Origin of the sequence: Maribacter sp. PR1, from assembly GCF_028464145.1 — a bacterium.
Classification (GTDB): Bacteria; Bacteroidota; Bacteroidia; order Flavobacteriales; family Flavobacteriaceae; genus Maribacter.
Genome location: NZ_JAQPCG010000009.1, coordinates 21980 through 40271, shown reverse-complemented (window position 1 = coordinate 40271; position 18292 = coordinate 21980). Strand labels below are relative to the sequence as shown.

At 39.1% G+C, this 18292-nt stretch carries 19 protein-coding genes; 13 read left to right on the top strand and 6 right to left on the bottom strand.

The annotated features are described in order from the left end of the window. The first annotated feature begins 2 nt into the window (after positions 1-2). From PP182_RS17595 to PP182_RS17560, 8 genes are all read left to right on the top strand, one after another. The gene (locus PP182_RS17595) at positions 3-1442 is read left to right on the top strand and encodes a rubredoxin (protein ID WP_272652584.1); all 1440 of its coding nucleotides are present in this window, start codon (positions 3-5) and stop codon (positions 1440-1442) included. 312 nt (positions 1443-1754) lie between these two features. Further along, positions 1755-2273, top strand: a complete 519-nt coding sequence (locus PP182_RS17590) for a GNAT family N-acetyltransferase (RefSeq protein WP_272652583.1) — start codon at positions 1755-1757, stop codon at positions 2271-2273. Between the two features lie 192 nt (positions 2274-2465). Then, entirely contained in the window at positions 2466-3332 is an 867-nt protein-coding gene (locus PP182_RS17585; protein ID WP_272652582.1) for an AraC family transcriptional regulator, read from the top strand. Positions 3333-3431: 99 nt separating this feature from the next. Continuing rightward, complete coding sequence (locus tag PP182_RS17580) at positions 3432-4007, top strand: OsmC family protein (RefSeq protein ID WP_272652581.1); 576 nt, start codon at positions 3432-3434, stop codon at positions 4005-4007. Positions 4008-4017: 10 nt separating this feature from the next. Then, complete coding sequence (locus PP182_RS17575; RefSeq protein WP_272652580.1) at positions 4018-5061, top strand: hypothetical protein; 1044 nt, start codon at positions 4018-4020, stop codon at positions 5059-5061. A 26-nt stretch (positions 5062-5087) separates the two neighbouring features. Further along, positions 5088-5834, top strand: a complete 747-nt coding sequence (gene mddA, locus PP182_RS17570) for a methanethiol S-methyltransferase (protein WP_272652579.1) — start codon at positions 5088-5090, stop codon at positions 5832-5834. Continuing rightward, positions 5831-6079, top strand: coding sequence for a RidA family protein (locus PP182_RS17565; RefSeq protein WP_272652578.1), 249 nt, complete (start codon positions 5831-5833; stop codon positions 6077-6079). The genes mddA and PP182_RS17565 overlap by 4 nt, the downstream gene beginning before the upstream one ends. Before the next feature lie 33 nt (positions 6080-6112). After that, entirely contained in the window at positions 6113-6313 is a 201-nt protein-coding gene (locus tag PP182_RS17560; RefSeq protein ID WP_272652577.1) for a hypothetical protein, read from the top strand. A gap of 225 nt (positions 6314-6538) precedes the next feature. Here PP182_RS17560 and PP182_RS17555 read toward each other — a convergent pair whose 3' ends face one another. The 5 genes from PP182_RS17555 to PP182_RS17535 form a co-directional block, all read right to left on the bottom strand. Beyond that, on the bottom strand, positions 6539-7201 hold the full coding sequence (locus tag PP182_RS17555; protein ID WP_272652576.1) for an ATPase: 663 nt from the start codon (positions 7199-7201) through the stop codon (positions 6539-6541). Continuing rightward, positions 7198-7737 carry a hypothetical protein gene (locus PP182_RS17550; protein WP_272652575.1) on the bottom strand — a complete coding sequence of 180 codons (540 nt, stop codon included), beginning with the start codon at positions 7735-7737 and terminating at the stop codon, positions 7198-7200. Before PP182_RS17550 ends, PP182_RS17555 begins: the two co-directional genes overlap by 4 nt. A 6-nt stretch (positions 7738-7743) precedes the next feature. After that, the gene (locus PP182_RS17545) at positions 7744-8022 is read right to left on the bottom strand and encodes a helix-turn-helix domain-containing protein (RefSeq protein ID WP_272652574.1); all 279 of its coding nucleotides are present in this window, start codon (positions 8020-8022) and stop codon (positions 7744-7746) included. 283 nt (positions 8023-8305) lie between these two features. After that, complete coding sequence (locus tag PP182_RS17540) at positions 8306-9145, bottom strand: RteC domain-containing protein (protein WP_272652573.1); 840 nt, start codon at positions 9143-9145, stop codon at positions 8306-8308. 15 nt (positions 9146-9160) lie between these two features. Then, on the bottom strand, positions 9161-11566 hold the full coding sequence (locus PP182_RS17535) for a bifunctional aminotransferase class I/II-fold pyridoxal phosphate-dependent enzyme/GNAT family N-acetyltransferase (protein WP_272652572.1): 2406 nt from the start codon (positions 11564-11566) through the stop codon (positions 9161-9163). Positions 11567-11770: 204 nt separating this feature from the next. On the opposite strand from PP182_RS17535, the gene PP182_RS17530 reads away from it, so the two are divergent. The 5 genes from PP182_RS17530 (at position 11771) to PP182_RS17510 (ending at position 15204) form a co-directional block, all read left to right on the top strand. After that, positions 11771-12148 carry a DUF7793 family protein gene (locus PP182_RS17530; protein ID WP_272652571.1) on the top strand — a complete coding sequence of 126 codons (378 nt, stop codon included), beginning with the start codon at positions 11771-11773 and terminating at the stop codon, positions 12146-12148. Positions 12149-12197: 49 nt separating this feature from the next. After that, a complete protein-coding gene (locus PP182_RS17525) occupies positions 12198-13163 on the top strand; it encodes a helix-turn-helix domain-containing protein (RefSeq protein WP_272652570.1) in 966 nt (321 codons plus the stop codon). A 99-nt stretch (positions 13164-13262) separates the two neighbouring features. After that, the gene (locus PP182_RS17520; protein ID WP_272652569.1) at positions 13263-13706 is read left to right on the top strand and encodes a MauE/DoxX family redox-associated membrane protein; all 444 of its coding nucleotides are present in this window, start codon (positions 13263-13265) and stop codon (positions 13704-13706) included. Positions 13707-13793: 87 nt separating this feature from the next. Beyond that, entirely contained in the window at positions 13794-14084 is a 291-nt protein-coding gene (locus PP182_RS17515; RefSeq protein WP_272652568.1) for a DUF6520 family protein, read from the top strand. Positions 14085-14142: 58 nt separating this feature from the next. Further along, positions 14143-15204: a hypothetical protein gene (locus tag PP182_RS17510; protein WP_272652567.1), complete on the top strand. Its 1062-nt coding sequence runs from the start codon at positions 14143-14145 to the stop codon at positions 15202-15204. A gap of 82 nt (positions 15205-15286) precedes the next feature. Here PP182_RS17510 and PP182_RS17505 read toward each other — a convergent pair whose 3' ends face one another. Beyond that, positions 15287-18277, bottom strand: a complete 2991-nt coding sequence (locus tag PP182_RS17505; protein WP_272652566.1) for an amidohydrolase family protein — start codon at positions 18275-18277, stop codon at positions 15287-15289. Positions 18278-18292: the final 15 nt, after the last annotated feature.

The following is an 18292-nucleotide window of genomic DNA, read 5'->3' as shown; positions in this document are numbered from 1 at the left end:
ATATGAACGAAGACCTACATCGCATTCTATTAAAAGGGGGGGTAACCTCTCCAGGAGAATTAAAGGACATCATTTTGATGTTGGAAACTGCAGGCTTGAAAGAAGTGTATTTGGGGTCGCGGCAAGATTTGTTGTTTCCTTTAAAGGATACCAATGAAGAACAACAGCTAGAGCAATTATCTCAATTCAATACCGATATTGTTACCAATAGGGGATATCAGAACATTGTAAGCTCATATGTTTCTGCAGATGTTTTTGACATGACCTATTGGCTTAAAGGCTCTACCTATCTCTATATTTTAGAGGGTTTTGACTATCTGCCAAAATTGAAGATAAATATAACGGACCCCAAACAACGACTGGTACCGCTTTTTAGCGGTAATCTAAATTTCATTGCATCTGATAATGAAGAATATTGGTATTTGAATGTAAAGCTTCCCCATTGGAAAACATCGGCCTTTTACCCAGTATTGATTTACAGTTGGGACATTATTTCCATCTCGAAAGCAATAGAGGAAATCTACGAAGATATCGTTGATGAGGAAGAACTTTTTTTTGTAGTCAATAAAAAATTGGATATGAACAATAAGGCCATAGAAAAGGAATTGAACGTGCCATACCTCACCTTTCCGTATTATGAAGGAATGAACCGCATGGGCATCGACCAATATTGGCTAGGTTTATATTGGAGAAACAACCGATATGACCTTTCTTTTTTAAAGGAGTTCTGCGGATTTTGTTTGGATAATAGTATTGGAAAAATTTGTTTTACCCCTTGGAAATCGTTTATCATTAAGGGAATCAAACAAAAGAGCAGACCAGAACTTGAACGCTTTTTAGGCCAAAGGGGAATCAATGTGCGCCACTCTCAATTGGAAATGAATTGGCACGTACCAGTAGATGATACGGAAGCTTTGGAGCTCAAAAAATTCTTGGTCCGCAGTTTTGACCAAAATGATATCAGTACTTACGGCTTAACATTCGGGATTAGCAATGATGTGGGTAAGCGTTCCCATTTTTCGTCTATAGTTATCGAAAAAAATAGTCCTCCGGCCATCGTAAAAGAGTTTGAGGTACGACCTACCTATAATGTTTTGCACTTTCAAAATTTTGATCCCAACACACAGAAATACCTTTCATATGCCCAAGATGTTGATAAAATAGAACTACCAGGACTGCTCATGGAGCTGAGCAAGAATTATTTCGAGCAATTGAGACGAATCGTAGAAAAGCCAAAAGTTGTCAGGAAAACAGAGGAAACCTCCTCCAAGATAGTATTTCAATGTCAATCATGTTTTACAATATACGATAAGATGTATGGAGATCCTAAAGCTGGCATCAAGGCGGGAACAGTTTTTAAGAATCTTCACGATTCATATGTATGTCCTGTTTGTGATTCCCCTAAATCAAAGTTTGTAAAGACCGAGTTGAGGCTTATTTGAAATCTGGCTTTGTTTCCTTTCGTGTTGTTCTTGCCCAGCTGACTTGGACGAAAAAGTTCAAAAAGGTTTTATTCGCAAGATTTCAGAAAAAATTAAGAAGTCAGTTAAATTTCAATTTTTCAGCCTCCAAGGACCAGTTAAGGAACATTTATTGGTAAACAGCCATTTATCTTCATCCGTTATTTGATTCCAATTGCAGCACCTTGACTCCTAGAACTATATTTGTTACATTCCTCACTTCTGTTAAAGGTATAAAGCATACCTGGAATAACCACTGCATGCACTTGTGTGTTAGGACTAAAAAATACAAACGTGATAGAATTGCGACCAGCTTCGATGAAGGACCTTGAGCTACTGAACTATTGGGACACGAAACAACATGTCATTGATTGTGATCCCGATGATGGGTTGAACTGGGAGGTCGAGCTGAATCGGAATCCCGAATGGCGAGAGCAATTGATAGCGGAGTTGAACGGGAAGCCGATAGGTTTTATCTTAATAATCGACCCGTATTTAGAGGAAACAAATTATTGGGGTAATGTTGAAAGGAACAAAAGAGCGATCGACATCTGGATTGGCGAAGAAAGGAACCTCAATCAAGGGTATGGAACAAAAATGATGAAACTTGCTATTCAAAGGTGTTTTAGAAATCCTTCTGTAGAAGGAATCCTGATAGACCCGCTAAAGTCGAATACCAAAGCCCATAAGTTTTACGAACGGCTTGGATTTAAATTTATCGAAGAAAGGCAATTCGATGGGACTGATTGCTTTGTATATGAATACAAAAGGAAAAAACCGGCAAAGAGCACTAGGTCCTTGGAAGCGCACTAGTATTTTAAAACTAACGATTCTTAAAACTTTGCTGTATTTCTGAAATGGTTTGAAAAACCGGTTTTTTATGGGTTTCTTAGATTGGTAAAACCAATGGCCTAAAATGCCTACTTTTATCAGATGGATAGAATGTATATGGTTGAGGACCATATACCCTTGTCGGGCATAATTTAAAAAACTGAAAACACCATTGTGATCAATGCATACGAATACTTCAAAAATCATCCGAAATTCAACAAACTTGTTGGCAATGATTTTTTATTCGTAGAATATAAATGCCCCCTCAATATTGAAGAATATCAGTTATGGATAGAGAATCATTTAATAACTTATGTCATAAGTGGTAAAAAGGATTGGATTACATCAAAAAAAACACATGAACTTTCAACAGGAGACGCTCTTTTTATCCGGAAAGGTGTTTACACTACAAGGCAGTATTTGGAAAGTGATTACTGTGTGATGCTGTTTTTCATCACTGATAAATTTATCAAAAGATTCATTACCGAAAATCCATCTTTCAAAGCAGAATTAGATCACAAGCTAGAGCATAATCAAATTTTCGAGATTACTACAAATGAAGCATTTAAAACATTAATAGAAAGTATATTTCATTATTTAAAACAAGGGGAAGAAATTCCGAAAGAACTAGTAGAAATTAAATTTAAAGAACTGCTATTTAATATTGTTCTTAATTCAAATAACAAGGAAATACTCTCTTTTTTCAATTCAATAACGCAAAACACGAAATCAACTATTGAAAATATAATGGTGGAAAATTTTCAATACGATTTGAAAATAGTTGATTTTGCAAAACTTTGTGGACAAAGTCTATCTTCCTTTAAACGTGCGTTCACTGCCTGTTTTGGCACTACCCCGAGTAGATGGTTGATCAATAAGAGATTAGAGCACTCCAAAATGCTGTTACTAGGTACAAATTTGACCGTAAGTGAAATTGGTTTTGAATGTGGTTTTAAAAATAGTTCGCATTTTATTCAAGCCTTTAAAAAGAAAGAAGGCGTAACTCCCAATAAATTTAGAATACCTAAAAAGGAAGTATAATTATACTTTTTTGAACCTTTAAGAACATTATTTGGACTTTTAAGAAATCTTAAAAGGCATTATATCTCCAACCTTTGCATCATTACTTAATTACAGATGATGTCAAGAAAAGAATATTCAACCGATAACTTAAAACACACTAGAGGCCGTTCTGTCGTTCACCAAAGACATACCCTTCTAAAAGTCACCTATCTAAAAGATTCTACATCAGCGTGGATCACTGATGCTGCAGAGGTTATTGGAATTAATTTACAAGATCCATTTAGAACAACGGTTTCCATCAATGACAAAATGAAGGTTCCATTTAGGATTGGAGTTCATGAAGCAGTTGGTGGAGATCATGATTTTCCAAACCCAGGCGATTTACTATGTGCCTCTTTAGCATCTTGTTTTGAAAGTACTATAAGATTGATTTCTAATAAATTAGGAATAGAACTTTTAGAAACAAAAATAAGAGCGAATGCTCAAGTAGATGTAAGGGGCTCTTTGATGATTGATAAATCTGTGCCAGTTGAGTTTCAATCTATGCATATCGATGCGCTAATTATTGCCAAAAACTCCAATGAAAAGCTCTTGAAGACCTTAATAAATGGAGCAAAGCTTAGTTGTATTGTTTATCAAACCATAAAAAAAGGCATCCCGATTACATTAAATACAGACATTAAGATTAAGTAATTAAAAAAATATGATAAATATCTTTAAGCAAGTCGCACTTTTACTTCTGATCATCTTTAACTTTTCTTGCAGCAAGGGTGATGACACCATAACCTCGGAACCAATTCAATTTGTAGCCGATATATACGTAGCAGGATACGAATCAAATGGTAGTGTTACTGTTGCAAAATATTGGAAAAATGGAGTAGAAACAATATTGACAGATGGTACTAATGATGCATTTGCAAATTCCATTTTTGTATCCGGAAACGATGTATATGTAGCTGGTTTAGAATATGATGGCACAAAAAGTAAGGCTAAAGTATGGAAAAACGGTATCGAAACATCTTTAATTTCTGTTGCGAATGAATCAAGTGCCAACTCAATATTTGTATTTGGAAATGATGTTTATGTTGGAGGTTTTTCTAGACCTTTATCAGGCAGTCCAGCGGCTGTTATATATAAAAATGGTAGCCCAATAGCTATTCAAAACAATGCAGCAGCCTCAGTTGTAAGATCGGTTTTTGTTTCTGAAACCAACGTGTATGGCGCTGGTTTCATTACATCATCTAACAGTAATGTTAGGCAATCAAAACTATGGAAAAATGACGCAGGTTCTCCTACAAATGGTAGTGGTCAAGCATATTCTGTATCTGTTTTTGAAAACGATGTGTATGTTGCAAGTACTGAGCTAATTAGTGCTACCAATAAAGCAACTGCAACCATTTGGAAAAATGGTTTAAAAACTCCTTTAAGTTCTGCCAGTCAAAACACCCGTGCTAACTCGGTTTGTGTTGCTAAAGGAAATGTATATGTGGTTGGATTTGAATTTAATGGCCATTCTGTTGCCAAAATTTGGAAAAATGGTATAGAATCTTCATTAACTGCTGCTACTGAATTTTCAGCCGCCAACTCAGTTTTTGCTATTGAAGAAGATGTGTATGTGGTGGGATATAAGATTAATACTACAACTACAAATGAAGTAGCAACAATGTGGAAAAATGGTATAGAAACAGCATTAACAGATGGTTCTCAGTTCTCAATAGCGAATTCTGTTTTTGTTACAAAAAATTAAATAATCAACTACTAGAATTATTAATTATGAAAAAATCAATCATCTTACTTTACGGTATTGTAGCCTATTTTGTTTTTCTAATCGCTTTTTTATATGCCATTGGTTTTGTAGGTAACCTTTTTGTACCAAAATCAATAGATTCAGGTACCGAAACCACTTTGGTTTCGGCCCTATACGTTAATAGTATATTGTTAAGTGTTTTTGCTTTACAACATAGCATAATGGCCCGCCCATCATTTAAAAAATGGTTTATTTCCATTTTTAGTCAGGCTATGGAACGAAGTACGTATATACTTTTATCAAGTTTAGCGCTGCTTTTAATTTATTGGCAATGGCAACCTATCACTACTATTGTATGGGAAGTCGAAAACTCAATTCTTTCTAGTATAATAACTGGAATATATTTTCTAGGTTGGCTTATAGTTCTGCTATCAACATTTATGATCAATCATTTGGAGCTTTTTGGATTGGCACAGATTTTTGATAATCTAAAAAACAGGCAAACTCCCAATCCCAAATTTCAAACCAACTATCTATATAAAATCATTAGACATCCCTTAATGCTAGGATTTATCATCGCCTTTTGGGCAACACCTACCATGACCGTTGGGCATTTACTATTTGCTCTAGTAACCACTATTTACATTTTTGTAGCTGTGAAATATTTGGAGGAAAAAGACCTTCGTAAATCTATTGGTGAAAAATATGAAACGTACCAAAAAGAGGTCCCGATGATCGTACCATTTACAAGAAACAAATTCAAGGGCAGATGAGTAAAATAGAGTCAGAATTAATTGAATTGCGTATTCAATTACCAGAAGCACCAAAATCCGTTGCAAATTATATTCCAGCAAAACGAACCGGAAACGTCATTTATACCGCAGGACAAATTCCTATTCAAAATGAAGTGATTAAAAAAGGTAAACTTGGAAAAGATATAACATTGGAAGAAAACAAAAATGCAAAAACTATGCGCAATTGGATGTTTAGCTGCTATAAAAATAATTTGCCCACTTGACAAGGTAACGAGCATTTTGCAATTCACGGATTAGTGAATTCTACTTCAGAAAATACCGAACAATCAGATGCGATGAATGGTTCGTCCAATTTTATTGTACAAGTTTTTGATGAAATTGGTAAGCATACTCTAACAGCCGTTAGAGTTCGTGTTCCCAATAATATTTTAGCTTCGGTCTATATGATAGTTGAAATTGAAGATTTAAAAAACAAGGCTAACTACGGCATAACGTAAGTGCTGAAGCTAAAATCTGGTTTTTTCGAAAAGTCCTATAAAATCAACCTTTTATGGAGCTGGAGCAAATGTATATAAATTTCAAATAAATGTATTTGCGAAATTCTCTCGAGGTTTATTTATTACCTCCTTTAATTTGACTTTGTCTCCAAAAAGAAATTAGTAGGTTCCGGCGATCGCCGAGGGTGGTTTAATAATATCAATAGTTAAGAATTTGATTCTGAATTATTTTCGCTTGTCCTTGCTTTCAGCATCGAAACTGATTAAGTTGAACATTTCCCGCATCCTAGACCTTACCCGATTACCATAACGCTCTTCCAATTCCTGGGCATTTAAATTTGTGGTGGCATGGGTCTTTACGCGATGGCTTAGAAATAGTTCATGACGCGAAAGCAGGATTTCACCCAAAACATTGCAATCCTTCCCAAAAAAGCGTCCTGTGGGTTCTATACCCAAATCATCAAAACAATAGAAACTATGGTCCCCATATTGTACGATGATGGAATAGCCGATATGGTTAAAGCCGAAAGAAATATTTCGTGCTGGGATGATTTCGTAGGTAGGGTAGTGGGGGGTCATGCACCGTAGAAGTTTCATTAAACTGGTCTTCCCACATCCCACAGGCCCGGACAGTAATAGGCCCTTTTTAGGGTCGATACCGAGTCTCTTGCAGGTACTCCAATCCTTGATCTGGTAATTGCAGAGTTTGTAAAGGACTTCATAGTCCTTTCGGTAAATCTTGAACTTTTTCCCAAACAGGAGCTTTCCCTTGGCCTCTAAATAGATGAGCATTTTTTTAAAATCGTATTCAATACAATTGCCCCTAAGCCCACCTAGTTCAAACTGAACCCCACCTTCCGAAATGATATGTGGCGAAGGGTGTTTCATAGGGGCTCGTCGTAATTTTTTTTCCGGGAAGTCCTGAGGTTGTCTCGATATGGTACAGTGCCCTTTAGTTTGATTTCGTTTTCTTTATTCTGGAAATTTGAATTTTCAAAAATTCGCCGTTTGTTTTTGTTTTTATGGTTTTCCAAAGTTTGTATATGTTTGTTTATAGGTACCACTGCTTGTCCATCGCTTGTCCCGATTTTGGTACAGCTTAGGTCCACAGCTTGTCCATTACTTGTCCCAAAAACGAACATCTTGATGCGACTGCCCTTGAAGGGATTGTGAGACGGGGTATAGCACAGGTAACTCCAATGGCTGAGTTCTTTGATGCACCGATGGTAGGTAGACTTGGATCCTATCTTGGCAAAGTCCATCACTTCCTCCCTATTGATAAAGAATTCCTCCCTAAAGTAGTTATTGTTCCACAATTGAAACAGGGCCACATATAGACTTATATGGGTCGGATTCAAGCGACCGTCCCTAGAAAATTGTTGGAACACCCCGTTCAGATGGGTAATATAATTGACATCTCCCAAACCCTATTAAAACCTATTTTGAACCCGGTTCTTTTCCAATACCTGCATGATCTCTTGATAATCGTAATACAGGACACCGCCCACCTTGGTGTAAGGAAGCGTACCATTGATTCTAAGGTTTTGCAAAGTTCCCGGAGAAATTCCCAATAGTTCCCTGACTTCTGGTGATTTGAGCCATTTCTTTTTGGATTGGCCTCCATGGGCCTGGAGAAGTTGTTTGATTTCCTCGACGAGTTCGGCCTTAAATTCATAAAGATCGTCCGTAGTGATAATAGTTGCTGACATAATACATTGGTTTTAAAAAAAGCAAAGCCGCCATGGTTAACTTTTTTTAGCGGCGACTTTGCCATGATTTGACTTTCGTTCTGTAAATATGAAGGTGTTTGAATACTCTTTTTCCAAGGCTAGGGTAGAGGTGGGAAAGATTTTTTCGCTTTGGTAATCTGATGTAAATCAGTTGATATTTTGTTTAAACGGGAAGTTACAGCCAGCATTTTGAATACCTACTCCTTATTTTCTTACCTGACAGTACTTTTCCCATCTTGGGTCATAGGTGGGGACTATTCGATTACTCCTCGAGGGACTCCATGCGAAGGTTCAGCATTTCGATCAGTCGGTCCAGGAATTTTGTCCTACTTGTCTTTCTGGACCTTATTTCAATGAACGTGTGATAATAGTTGCCGAGGTCGATATTGTAAAAATGCTCAAAATGGGAGGCCAGTTCCTTAATGTCCGCTGTGCCGCTGTTTATGGAACTACTGGCATGTAGGGCATACAATAATTCAATGAGGTCCGTCTTGCTTCCGGTCCAAAACAATTTTGATGGTTTTTGCATAGGCATATTTTCTGAAGGTTCAATGGTATTGTCCAACTCATCCACCTCTCTTTTTAGGTACACGATGAGCATGTCATAGGCCATGATCGTCGAAACCGTGGCATCCTGACAGGTGGAAAACTGTTCGTCCGTTAAAAAATGGACAGATTCTAGGGGAAGTCTAAGGTCGCGGTTGCCACGGACAAAATAGTGTTCGTCCAGGGACATGGCGCCACGACGGTAATAATTATAAAATTCCAGATTATCGTTGAAGAAGGTCTGTAGTTTTTCAATGTGGTTCTTAAGGTATTTGATCTGTGTGGAATGGTTGCTTCGGGGACGCTTGCTCTCGATATTGAAAAGCTTTACAAAATAGATAAGCTTACTGAAGATTTGGGGCTTTATATGTTTAAAGAAATAAATCTCATCATCTTGGGTGGCAAATGTTTTTTTGACGATGCGACGTTGTAGTTTTTTGATCCATTTCTCTACGAGGACGATGCCCATTTCGGCCTTGAGCAGAATATCCTCTTTTCCACGTTCCAACAGGTCCAGTTGGGCCTCGAATTCCGTAAGCAGTTTCTGGTATTGCATGACAAACTAACTTTTTCATTGGCCTTCCATGATTCCCAGGAGTTCCAGTGCATAATTGTCCTGTGTCTGTAAATAAGCATATTTTTCTTCGACGGTCGCGCCCAATTTCTTTTTTTCAAACGCTGCGGTCATACCCAAATCTATTTTATCCATGTGTAATGCTATGGCACGTTCTATGGTCTTTAGCAGCAATACCCTATAGGTTCCGAAATCCATAAGCCTATCATAATCCATACCAACGAATGCAGGTACATAAATGCGACCGATATTCTTGTAGCAGAACATTACCCCGATGATATCATCATCCCGGTCCTTTGGGGAGACGAGAATAAATTCCCAATGGGGGTGCTCGTTCATGTTATGGAAAAGGGCTTTCGGGAATGAAAATGTATTTAAACCAAGATTGTTCCCGTGTACACTGGAGAATAATTGCATTATTTGTGTTAGTTGGTTGGGGTTACAATGGTTCTTGGTTTCCACATATACCTTTTCCAAATTGGGAATAATATCCTTTCTGTAGTGCCTTCGATTACGGGAGGAAAGTTGGCTGATGTAGGTCTCGATATCGTGAACATCGGTAAGTCGTATATAACAGGCTTCGGGCATCTGGACCCGTACAAAACCGTGCCCTTGCATTGGATTATGCCAAGGACTTTTCTGTTTAAAATCCCGAAGTACGGTCATCTTGGCTTCATTTTTCTCGGCTAGGTCCTCCATGGTTTGTAGTAGGATATCTATGGCTTCCATGGCTTTGGGATGGGTTTGATCCCAGAAACAGTGCTCCCCTTCCGTAAAAAGACTACCTGTTGAAAGGACTTTCGAGGTAAGGTGATAGGGGTCGGTCTTCCGAATCTCTTCCAAACTTTTGGACACCTTGGCACCTGCCAACATATCATCTTTCCAGAGGGCCAAACTCAAAAAGGTTGCGAGGATTATTTTATTATCCGCATCGGTAACAAAAACATATTTAAAGGTCCAGTTATGTTCCTTTTGGACATTGTTTTGAAAGACCTTTTCCAAAAATTGAAGCCCTTCCCAGTCAAACACTCCTCGTCCACCCATAAGTCGGTTCCAAGTTTCCGTGGATACCTGCTCGATGGTTTCCTTGATTTCAACCTTCATTCCCGTCCTTTGGATTTTAGGAATGTCGTTATCATGATACTCCATGTTAAAGGCGGCAAAAACTCGCGAAGGTGTAGTTTGGGTTTCCGCTAAGGCCTTTGGGAAATGATGGACCATGGCATCGACCAAAGCCTCGATTTCCTCCTTTTGGTTATGTCTTGAAATAGTGATCCTAACCCCTGTATTTTTTACGGGTACGGCAGGAAAGATGCCCAAATTGACAAAAAAGCCTTCCTTCATAAGGCGATTGACAAAGTTATAGCCTGTCTTGGGCATGCCCGTGCCAATATAGAATACCGGGGAGTTGTTTTCGTCAATAAGCGGGAGTTCGGTCTCTTGAAGTAACATCTTAAAGTACCCGGTTCGTTCTTTCAGTTCTTCTTGCAATCCATAGATTTGAGGGGATAGGTGTATTTTAGCGGACGCAATTGCAGCTGCTACCGAAGCCGGTTCCAATTGGGCCGAGAAGGTCAATGGTCCTCCAAAGGTTTTGATTTTTTGGTGCAGTTTCCGGTCCGAACATGCTAAAAGAGCACCACTGGCTCCGAAGGTTTTGCTTAGGGTACCAAAGAGTAGCACGTTAGGTGGAAGTTCCCCGAGTTGGCTCATGACATACCCCGTACCGTTCTTTCCGGTCCAGCTCATTCCATGCACATCATCAAAATAAAAGCGTAATTGGGGATATTTTTTCCCAAGTTCCATAAGTTCACGGATGGGGGCATAATCGCCGTACATGGAATAGATGCCGTCGGCCATATACCAAATATGTTTTTTGGAATGGATATACTTTTTGAGCTTATCCTCCAACATGTCCAGCCGGTTATGGCGGATCATTTCTATGGGAACACTACGAGATTTCAACATCTTGGCGGCATTCTGTACGCTCCAGTGCACTTGATGGTCCAAAATAATGACATCCTCGTCATCCACTGCACTAGGGATGACCCCAATATGACCCAAAGTACTGTTCTTGGTGATAATGATGGGGTGGTCGTACATCTCGTGTACCAGTGCTTCCAATTCGGCATACAAGGGGTTGGAGATATAGGATTTGGACAGTGGAAATTGGGTGCCATAGTTTTTAATGGCGGCTATGGAGGCCATTTTCAACCTGGGGTCCTGTTCCAGTCCCAAATAGCCCGTGGTACCAAAGTGAAACAGTTCACTGTTGTTTACTTGGATCTTTCTACCTGAAAAGGAGTTTCCTTGGGCGTATAGGTGTAAGACCCCTTCTTGGGTGGCGTCTGTAAATACCTCATGTACGGTGTTCAGAAAATTGTTGTTTTTGATCTTTGCCATGACTATGATTTTTAGAGTGAGGTAAAATGTAACGGTAATTGTAGGAAAATGGGGATTATTGATATTTCAAAATCCTTTATGGATAATTATTAATCCTTGATAAATAATGATACTATCCTTTTGAATCAAGTAATAAGAAGGTTTTCGTCCATCATGGCTTAAATGATTTTTTATCTTTAAGGGTAATAACCAGTTTTCGAGTCCATGCCACTTTTTTCAGAAAATGAATATGCGACCTATCATATTCAAGAAGATATTTTGTTCGTCACCTATAAAAAGGGAATCTTGATCAATCTACCTACCGCCATTCAGATTGTAGAGGATCGACTTGTATTACAGGAAGGTTTATCTTATCCGGTTCTCTGCGATATCAGGGAGGTTCGGTCTATCGATAAAGCCGCCAGGGATTACCTGGCCGTAGAAGGGTCCTTGCTTATCGATGCCGTTGCATATTTGGTGGAAACTACAGTTTCAAAGGCCATTTCAGAGTTTTATATTCATATCAACAAGCCGCCGATTCCCTCCAAAAATTTTACGGATATAGAAGCTGCAAAGGCATTTTTGAGAAGGCCCTCGAATTAGTACACTATTGTTGTTGTATAAATCACAGGAATCCAAAAAAAATACAACCATGGAAAAAATAAGAAAGGCACACCTTGCGAAAATCAATAAAATGTTGATGTCCATGGCACAGGGTAATTTCTTTTATCGACTGGATAGTACCTATGGAACGGATAATGTGGAGGCCATGACCATTATGCTGAATATGCTTGCCGAAGAAATTCAGGAATCGTTGGTGCATGGTGGATTCGTTAATACCGAAGGGGTGGTAAAACATCTTGTTCAAATGAGTTTTCTTTTGGATGTCAAGGGAAAGGTGGGCTTGGTCAACCAGGAAGCCTGTATGATTTTGTCCTATCTTAGGAAGGATCTTATCGGTTACGATTTTAGGGATTTACTTCATCCGTCATCTAGGACCCAATGGGATGCTTTTATACGGAAGGCAGGCAAGCGAGATCATTATGATGCTGCCTTGGACCTTACCCTGGTCACTAAAGACGGACTTCTGGTTCCCCGGTTTTGCCATATGACCAGCTGTCTCGGTGGTCCACAGAAACCTAAGCAAATACTGATTACCGTGGTACTACAGACCCGGGATACCCTAGAAAGGCAAGAATCACTAAAAAGGAAATCTGCATCGGGTAATGATACAAATGAAACTTTTAAAAAGGGGAAATTGGAGGCTAAGGAAAAACGTGTCCGTTTGAGTTATGAGGATATCCGAAAAATACGAAAAGGGCGAACGATCATCATGAACAACCTGGAACGGGATTTTCCGTCATTAAAGGAATTCGCTCATCAACTTGGTACCAATGAGTTTAAGCTGAAATATGGATTTAAGGAACTATATGGTACCACGGTATTTCGCTTTCTTTTACAGGAACGACTGAGGAAGGCAAAAATGTTGATTGAACATACCGATTCTCCTATGAAGACCATTGCCTATAAAACGGGCTTTAAAAGTATACCTCATTTTTCCAGGGTCTTCAAAAAAAATTATGGCCAAACACCAAGTAGTCTAAGAAAACTCTCTTAAGATTAATCTATACATTTTCTATTAAATACCTGTAAGTCAATTTATTATTCGCAAGGGTTAATTGTACTCCGTTACTTTTATGGTATCAATTCAAAGGAAATGATTTCATCTAAAAAGTATATTCCCAAGAGCGCATTTTTTATTAAAATGCTTTTTGTAGTACTATTTCTTTATACTGCAACAAGCAAGTTCTTGGACTTCCAAGATTTCAAAGTACAAATAGGCAAATCTCCGGTTCTTTCATTAACAGCGGATTGGCTTGTTTGGGTGGTCCCCTTATCGGAGTTGTTGGTTTCCGCTATGTTATTGGTACCAAGGTTTCATTTTTTGAGTCTATATGCTTCATTGGTTTTAATGGTGGGGTTTACGACCTATATCATACTGATTCTTTATTTCACTGAAAACATACCCTGCTCGTGTGGAGGGATTCTGGAAAGCCTAGGTTGGGAGGAACATCTCATTTTCAATCTTTCATTCGTCCTGATGGCCGTATTTGCTATTCTTATCAGTGACTATAGGCTTAAAAAAACAAGATTCGATTAAGGAACGATATTTTATTGCGCAATAAGGTCAGGGGAACCCGAAAACCTGAAAAAAAAGAGTAGGGAAAACTTATAATAATTTATAATCATGAAAAAATCCAGTTTAACGATAGCTTTTGCTGTCATCGTGTTTGCCGTAGGGAGCGCTTTTGTTACCCAGGCACCAGAAGTTGATGTATCAACAATCGCATCTTCCAATACCGAGGAAATGGCCCAAATAGGGTATTACAAGATTCCAAATCAACCGTGGAGGCAAATGCAAGTTGCATGTAACCCGGTAACTGATACAGATCTATGTTTACTTCCTGTTCCGGGAGAAGCCGGTCTCCATCAGATTTTTGATGCGGATCAGTCCACCCCTTTACGTAGAGATCCTTGATTAGTTGATCTAGGCCCCAAATTACTTGGGGCCTATTTATTATAACTAAAAGTTTACAATGAAAACTTATTCAAAACCCTTGGTAGTTCTGTGTGCTAGCGTTGTTATTGGAACTTCGCTTCCTTTGGTCCTTTTTATGATAAATACTCGGAGGTCCCAAGAAAAGAATGGTTTTGTTCGCAGATTTGAAACTAAGAATTTTATATTATCCGTTTCAATGGTGTTGGATTTAGGGTTTGATGGGTATTATATTGCCGGAAATACAAACAAGAATCTTTTCTTGAGCCATAGGGAGGCTCCGGCACATATATTAATGGCGGATATCGACTTAAGGGATACGACCCACTTTAATCTAAAATTTCAAGTTTCAACGAAATACCCAAGGTTCAATGCAGCCCGATTGAAGGTTTACATAGATTCTCCTGCGATATATATGCACGAAGGACCAGCAGGGATTGTGTTGAGAGGGAGTCTGATTTCCGACAACTTCAAAGTAACTGCATATGATGGATTTTCATTTGATGATTTCTATGGCATATCCAAAAATTCAACCTTGTTTAAAACCTTGCAACTTGAAAGGAGTGAAACCAAACTGACCCTTAAAAATAGGCATAAGCAGGTATCACCAACCTTTACATTTAAAAGGCAGGTTGATGGAATATTTTGTTGTGATGGTATGCTTCATATTGATAGGGATAGGGAACAGATCATACACATTTTTTATTACAGGAACCAAATAATAAGCCTGGATACGCTATTGCGGGAACGCTATGTTTCGAAAACCATAGACACTATTTCCAAAGCCCAGATAGAACTGGTGCACATCAATTCGGGCCGGGAAAGGACCTTTGGTAAACCCCCTACCAAAGTAAATCGTAGAAGTTGTGTTTTTGGTTCTAAACTTTATGTGAATTCTTCCATAAAAGCGGATAACGAATCTTGGGATTCCTTTGCCAATAATTCCGTTATTGACGTATACACTACAGAAAAAGGAATTTACCAATATAGTTTCTATATCCCCAAATATCAAAATAGAACATTGCGTTATTTTCAAATTGTAGACCAAACTGTTTTTGCTCTCTATCAAAATCACTTGGTTACATATCGATTAAAGCCATAATTTGATTTATACCTGCCCAGTATTGCTATGAAAACGCACCGGACAGGTAAATAGCTAAATCAAAAACTTATTTTGAATCCTTTTATTCTTTTTCCATTAGACCTCGTTGCACCTTATAAATGACACCATTCTTTATTGTGGACTCGATAGTTAAGGTATTCTTGATATCCCGTAAAGGGTCTTTTTCCAAGACTAGCAAGTCCGCTATTTTTCCTTTTTTAAGGGACCCTAAATCATTTTGTAAACCTAATCCTTCCGCCGCACGAATGGTGGCCATGCATAGCGCGTCATAAGCAGAAAGCCCACCCTGTTTTAGTAACCAAAGTTCCCAATGCAACTCTAACCCGGGATAGTCCCCATGTGACCCCGCCGTAATAGATACCCCGCGTTTAAAAAGTTCCGCTAAATTCTTGGCATAGTACATACCTCTTGAGTCCTTACCCATCAGATTTTTATTGCCAATAGCTTTTTTTGTATTATCCTCGGCAACGTAGTCCAAACCTTTTATGGGTTGATAATTTAATAACGATGTATAGCGGTATTGTATAGGGCTGAAATCCCCGGAATTAGTAATTAGGGTAGGGGTGTGGCAAATCTTTGAAACGGTGGATAGCTGCCCTACATCGTCATATAAACGGCCATTGCCCGTTTTATGCTCCCGACCTGTAAACCCGTCCAGAATCATGGATAGATTATAAATGCCATATAGATTTATGGGTGACGCATGTCCGGTAATATTTAAACCTTCCTCTTTAGCGGCAATGGCCAAATACTGCCTTTCTTTTCTTGAATAGGCATCATGAACCTTGAGGAATAATGCACTATTTGCCTTTTCCGTACGGGCTAAAAACCGGGCTTCTTCTAGAGAGGAGATTTGGAATTGGTCGGAGGCAATTGCTATTGAACCAAACGGTCGTGGGCCCTTTTCCCTGCCAGAAGCTATTAATTGTGCATAACCTAGTTGGTTTAATGGTGCATTGAGCTCTCTTACAGTCGTTACCCCAAAATTGATATTTTCATTGAAAGCCCACCATTCCGATGGGAAAAAGTTTTCAGGGGGATGGTTATGGGCATGCATATCTATAAGACCTGGGATAAGGGTCTTACCCCTAACATCGATTTTCAGTGCATTTAGTGGTATGGATAGACTATCCGAACTGGCTATATCCATGATTCGGCCATCCTTGATTAAAAGTGTACCGTTTTCTATGATTCCAATATCGTCCATGGTGATTATCCTTGCACCCATTAATGCCAGTATACCCTCGCCTACTTTTTTTTTGAACGGGAGTACGATCTTTGCCAAGGTGACCGGGGGAACTACCTGCTTTTTGTTGGCCCCTATGCATGTATCCAGTGAATTTGATACATCAAGAATCGAGCTTATCTCGAACAAGGAAGATTTAAGTATATTGGATTTGGATATATAATAAAAACTTTTGCCGTCTTTTGTCCATTGCGCCCCATGCCCTCCAAGAATTGGGTTGACCTTTACAATTTGTCCCTTTTTGGCACCACGGTCCAATGTTGGAATGAAATCCGTTTGAAGGGAAATATCGGATACATACAAACTGTGGCCAATTCGATATATCACATGCCGTCCATCAGGAGCAAGGGATACCTCCTTGGCAAAATGGTCCACATGGGCTTGGATGGTGGTTTTTCCGGACTCCAGGTCCATCGTTTTTAATTCCTTAAGGTATGATGCCCTGCTACGGGTCACAAAAGATATTTCTTTTCCACCGGTTACAAAGTTCGCTGCATGGTTGATTTCAACGCTATCCAGTAGAGTTTTCGACATTTTTCCTTCGCTGGAGAACAACATTAATTGACCAGTATTTTTGGATGAGCTAACAATGTTATAAGGTTCCCTAGCCTTCACTATGGATATCCATTTGCCGTTTGGCGACCAATTGGGTTGTTGGTAAAATCCTACCGAACTGGTTAATTTTTTGGGCAGGCCCCCATCTGCGGAGACTACCCAAAGGTTGCCAATGGTGTCCTTTTCAAAAGTGATATAGGCTATCTTTGACCCATCTGGGGAATATTTTGGCGCGAACTGACCTATAGTCTGATCTACCAATAATTTAGGTTTCCCATGAGGTAGTTCCATCGTGTACAGTTGGGAAAGTGCGCTAAATACATAGTTTTTGCCATCTGGGGAAAGATGTCCACTTTGGATATAGGAAACCTTATCATCATTGTTGTTTATTGAAAACACGTGATTTATGGGAGGTCCCATTTCGACTTGAATGTCGGCAGTAAAGGGAATTATTAGATTAGCCCCCGTAGCAATATCTATACGATGTATTTTACCCCCATAACCAATCCATAAGGTCTTCGAATCCTTGGAAAATGTAAATTGCTCCCAGTTTTCCCGCCACTGGTCTATTGGACAGACCAAACAGCGCTCCTCGCCGGTATTTAAGTTTCGTAACTTGAGCTCGTTGTTGCCATCTTTGCGTTCATTCCAAACCTTTAGGTTTATATAGGCCAACCACTCCCTGTCCGGGGATACAATGGCTTTGCTGTAGGGAATTTCCAAGTCTTGAAGCAAAGGGTATATGGATGTTGATATATTTTTGGACTCTGGTTTTTTAATCCCGTTTGGGTCATAATTGAAACCATTCGCCTCAATCTTATTTTCGGGACCTGACCATTTAAAACCGCTAATAAACGAATTTAGACCCTCATTGGAAATAACGTGCTTTTCAGATCCATCGAGGTTCATGACCCAAATGTTCTCAGTACCCGTACCATCACTCAGGAATGCCACTTTATGCCCATCCGGAGACCATTTAGGATGCCTGTCCCAAGATAGACCCTTGGTCAATTGAACAGCTTTTCCCCCTGTGCTGGGCAAGATAAAAACGTTTCCTAAGAGGGTAAACAACAGTTGCCTTCCATCGGGTGAAATGTCCAAATCCATACAGGTGCCTTCATCCGTCCTGATAGTAAAAAAACGTTCTGGACTTAAAGGCAAACTGTCTCGGTAAAAATTCCCTTGGCCCAACTGCGCATTACAAGAATTCAGGACGCCCAATATTAGCATACATATGTGAATAGTTTTCATATGATTTTACAATTA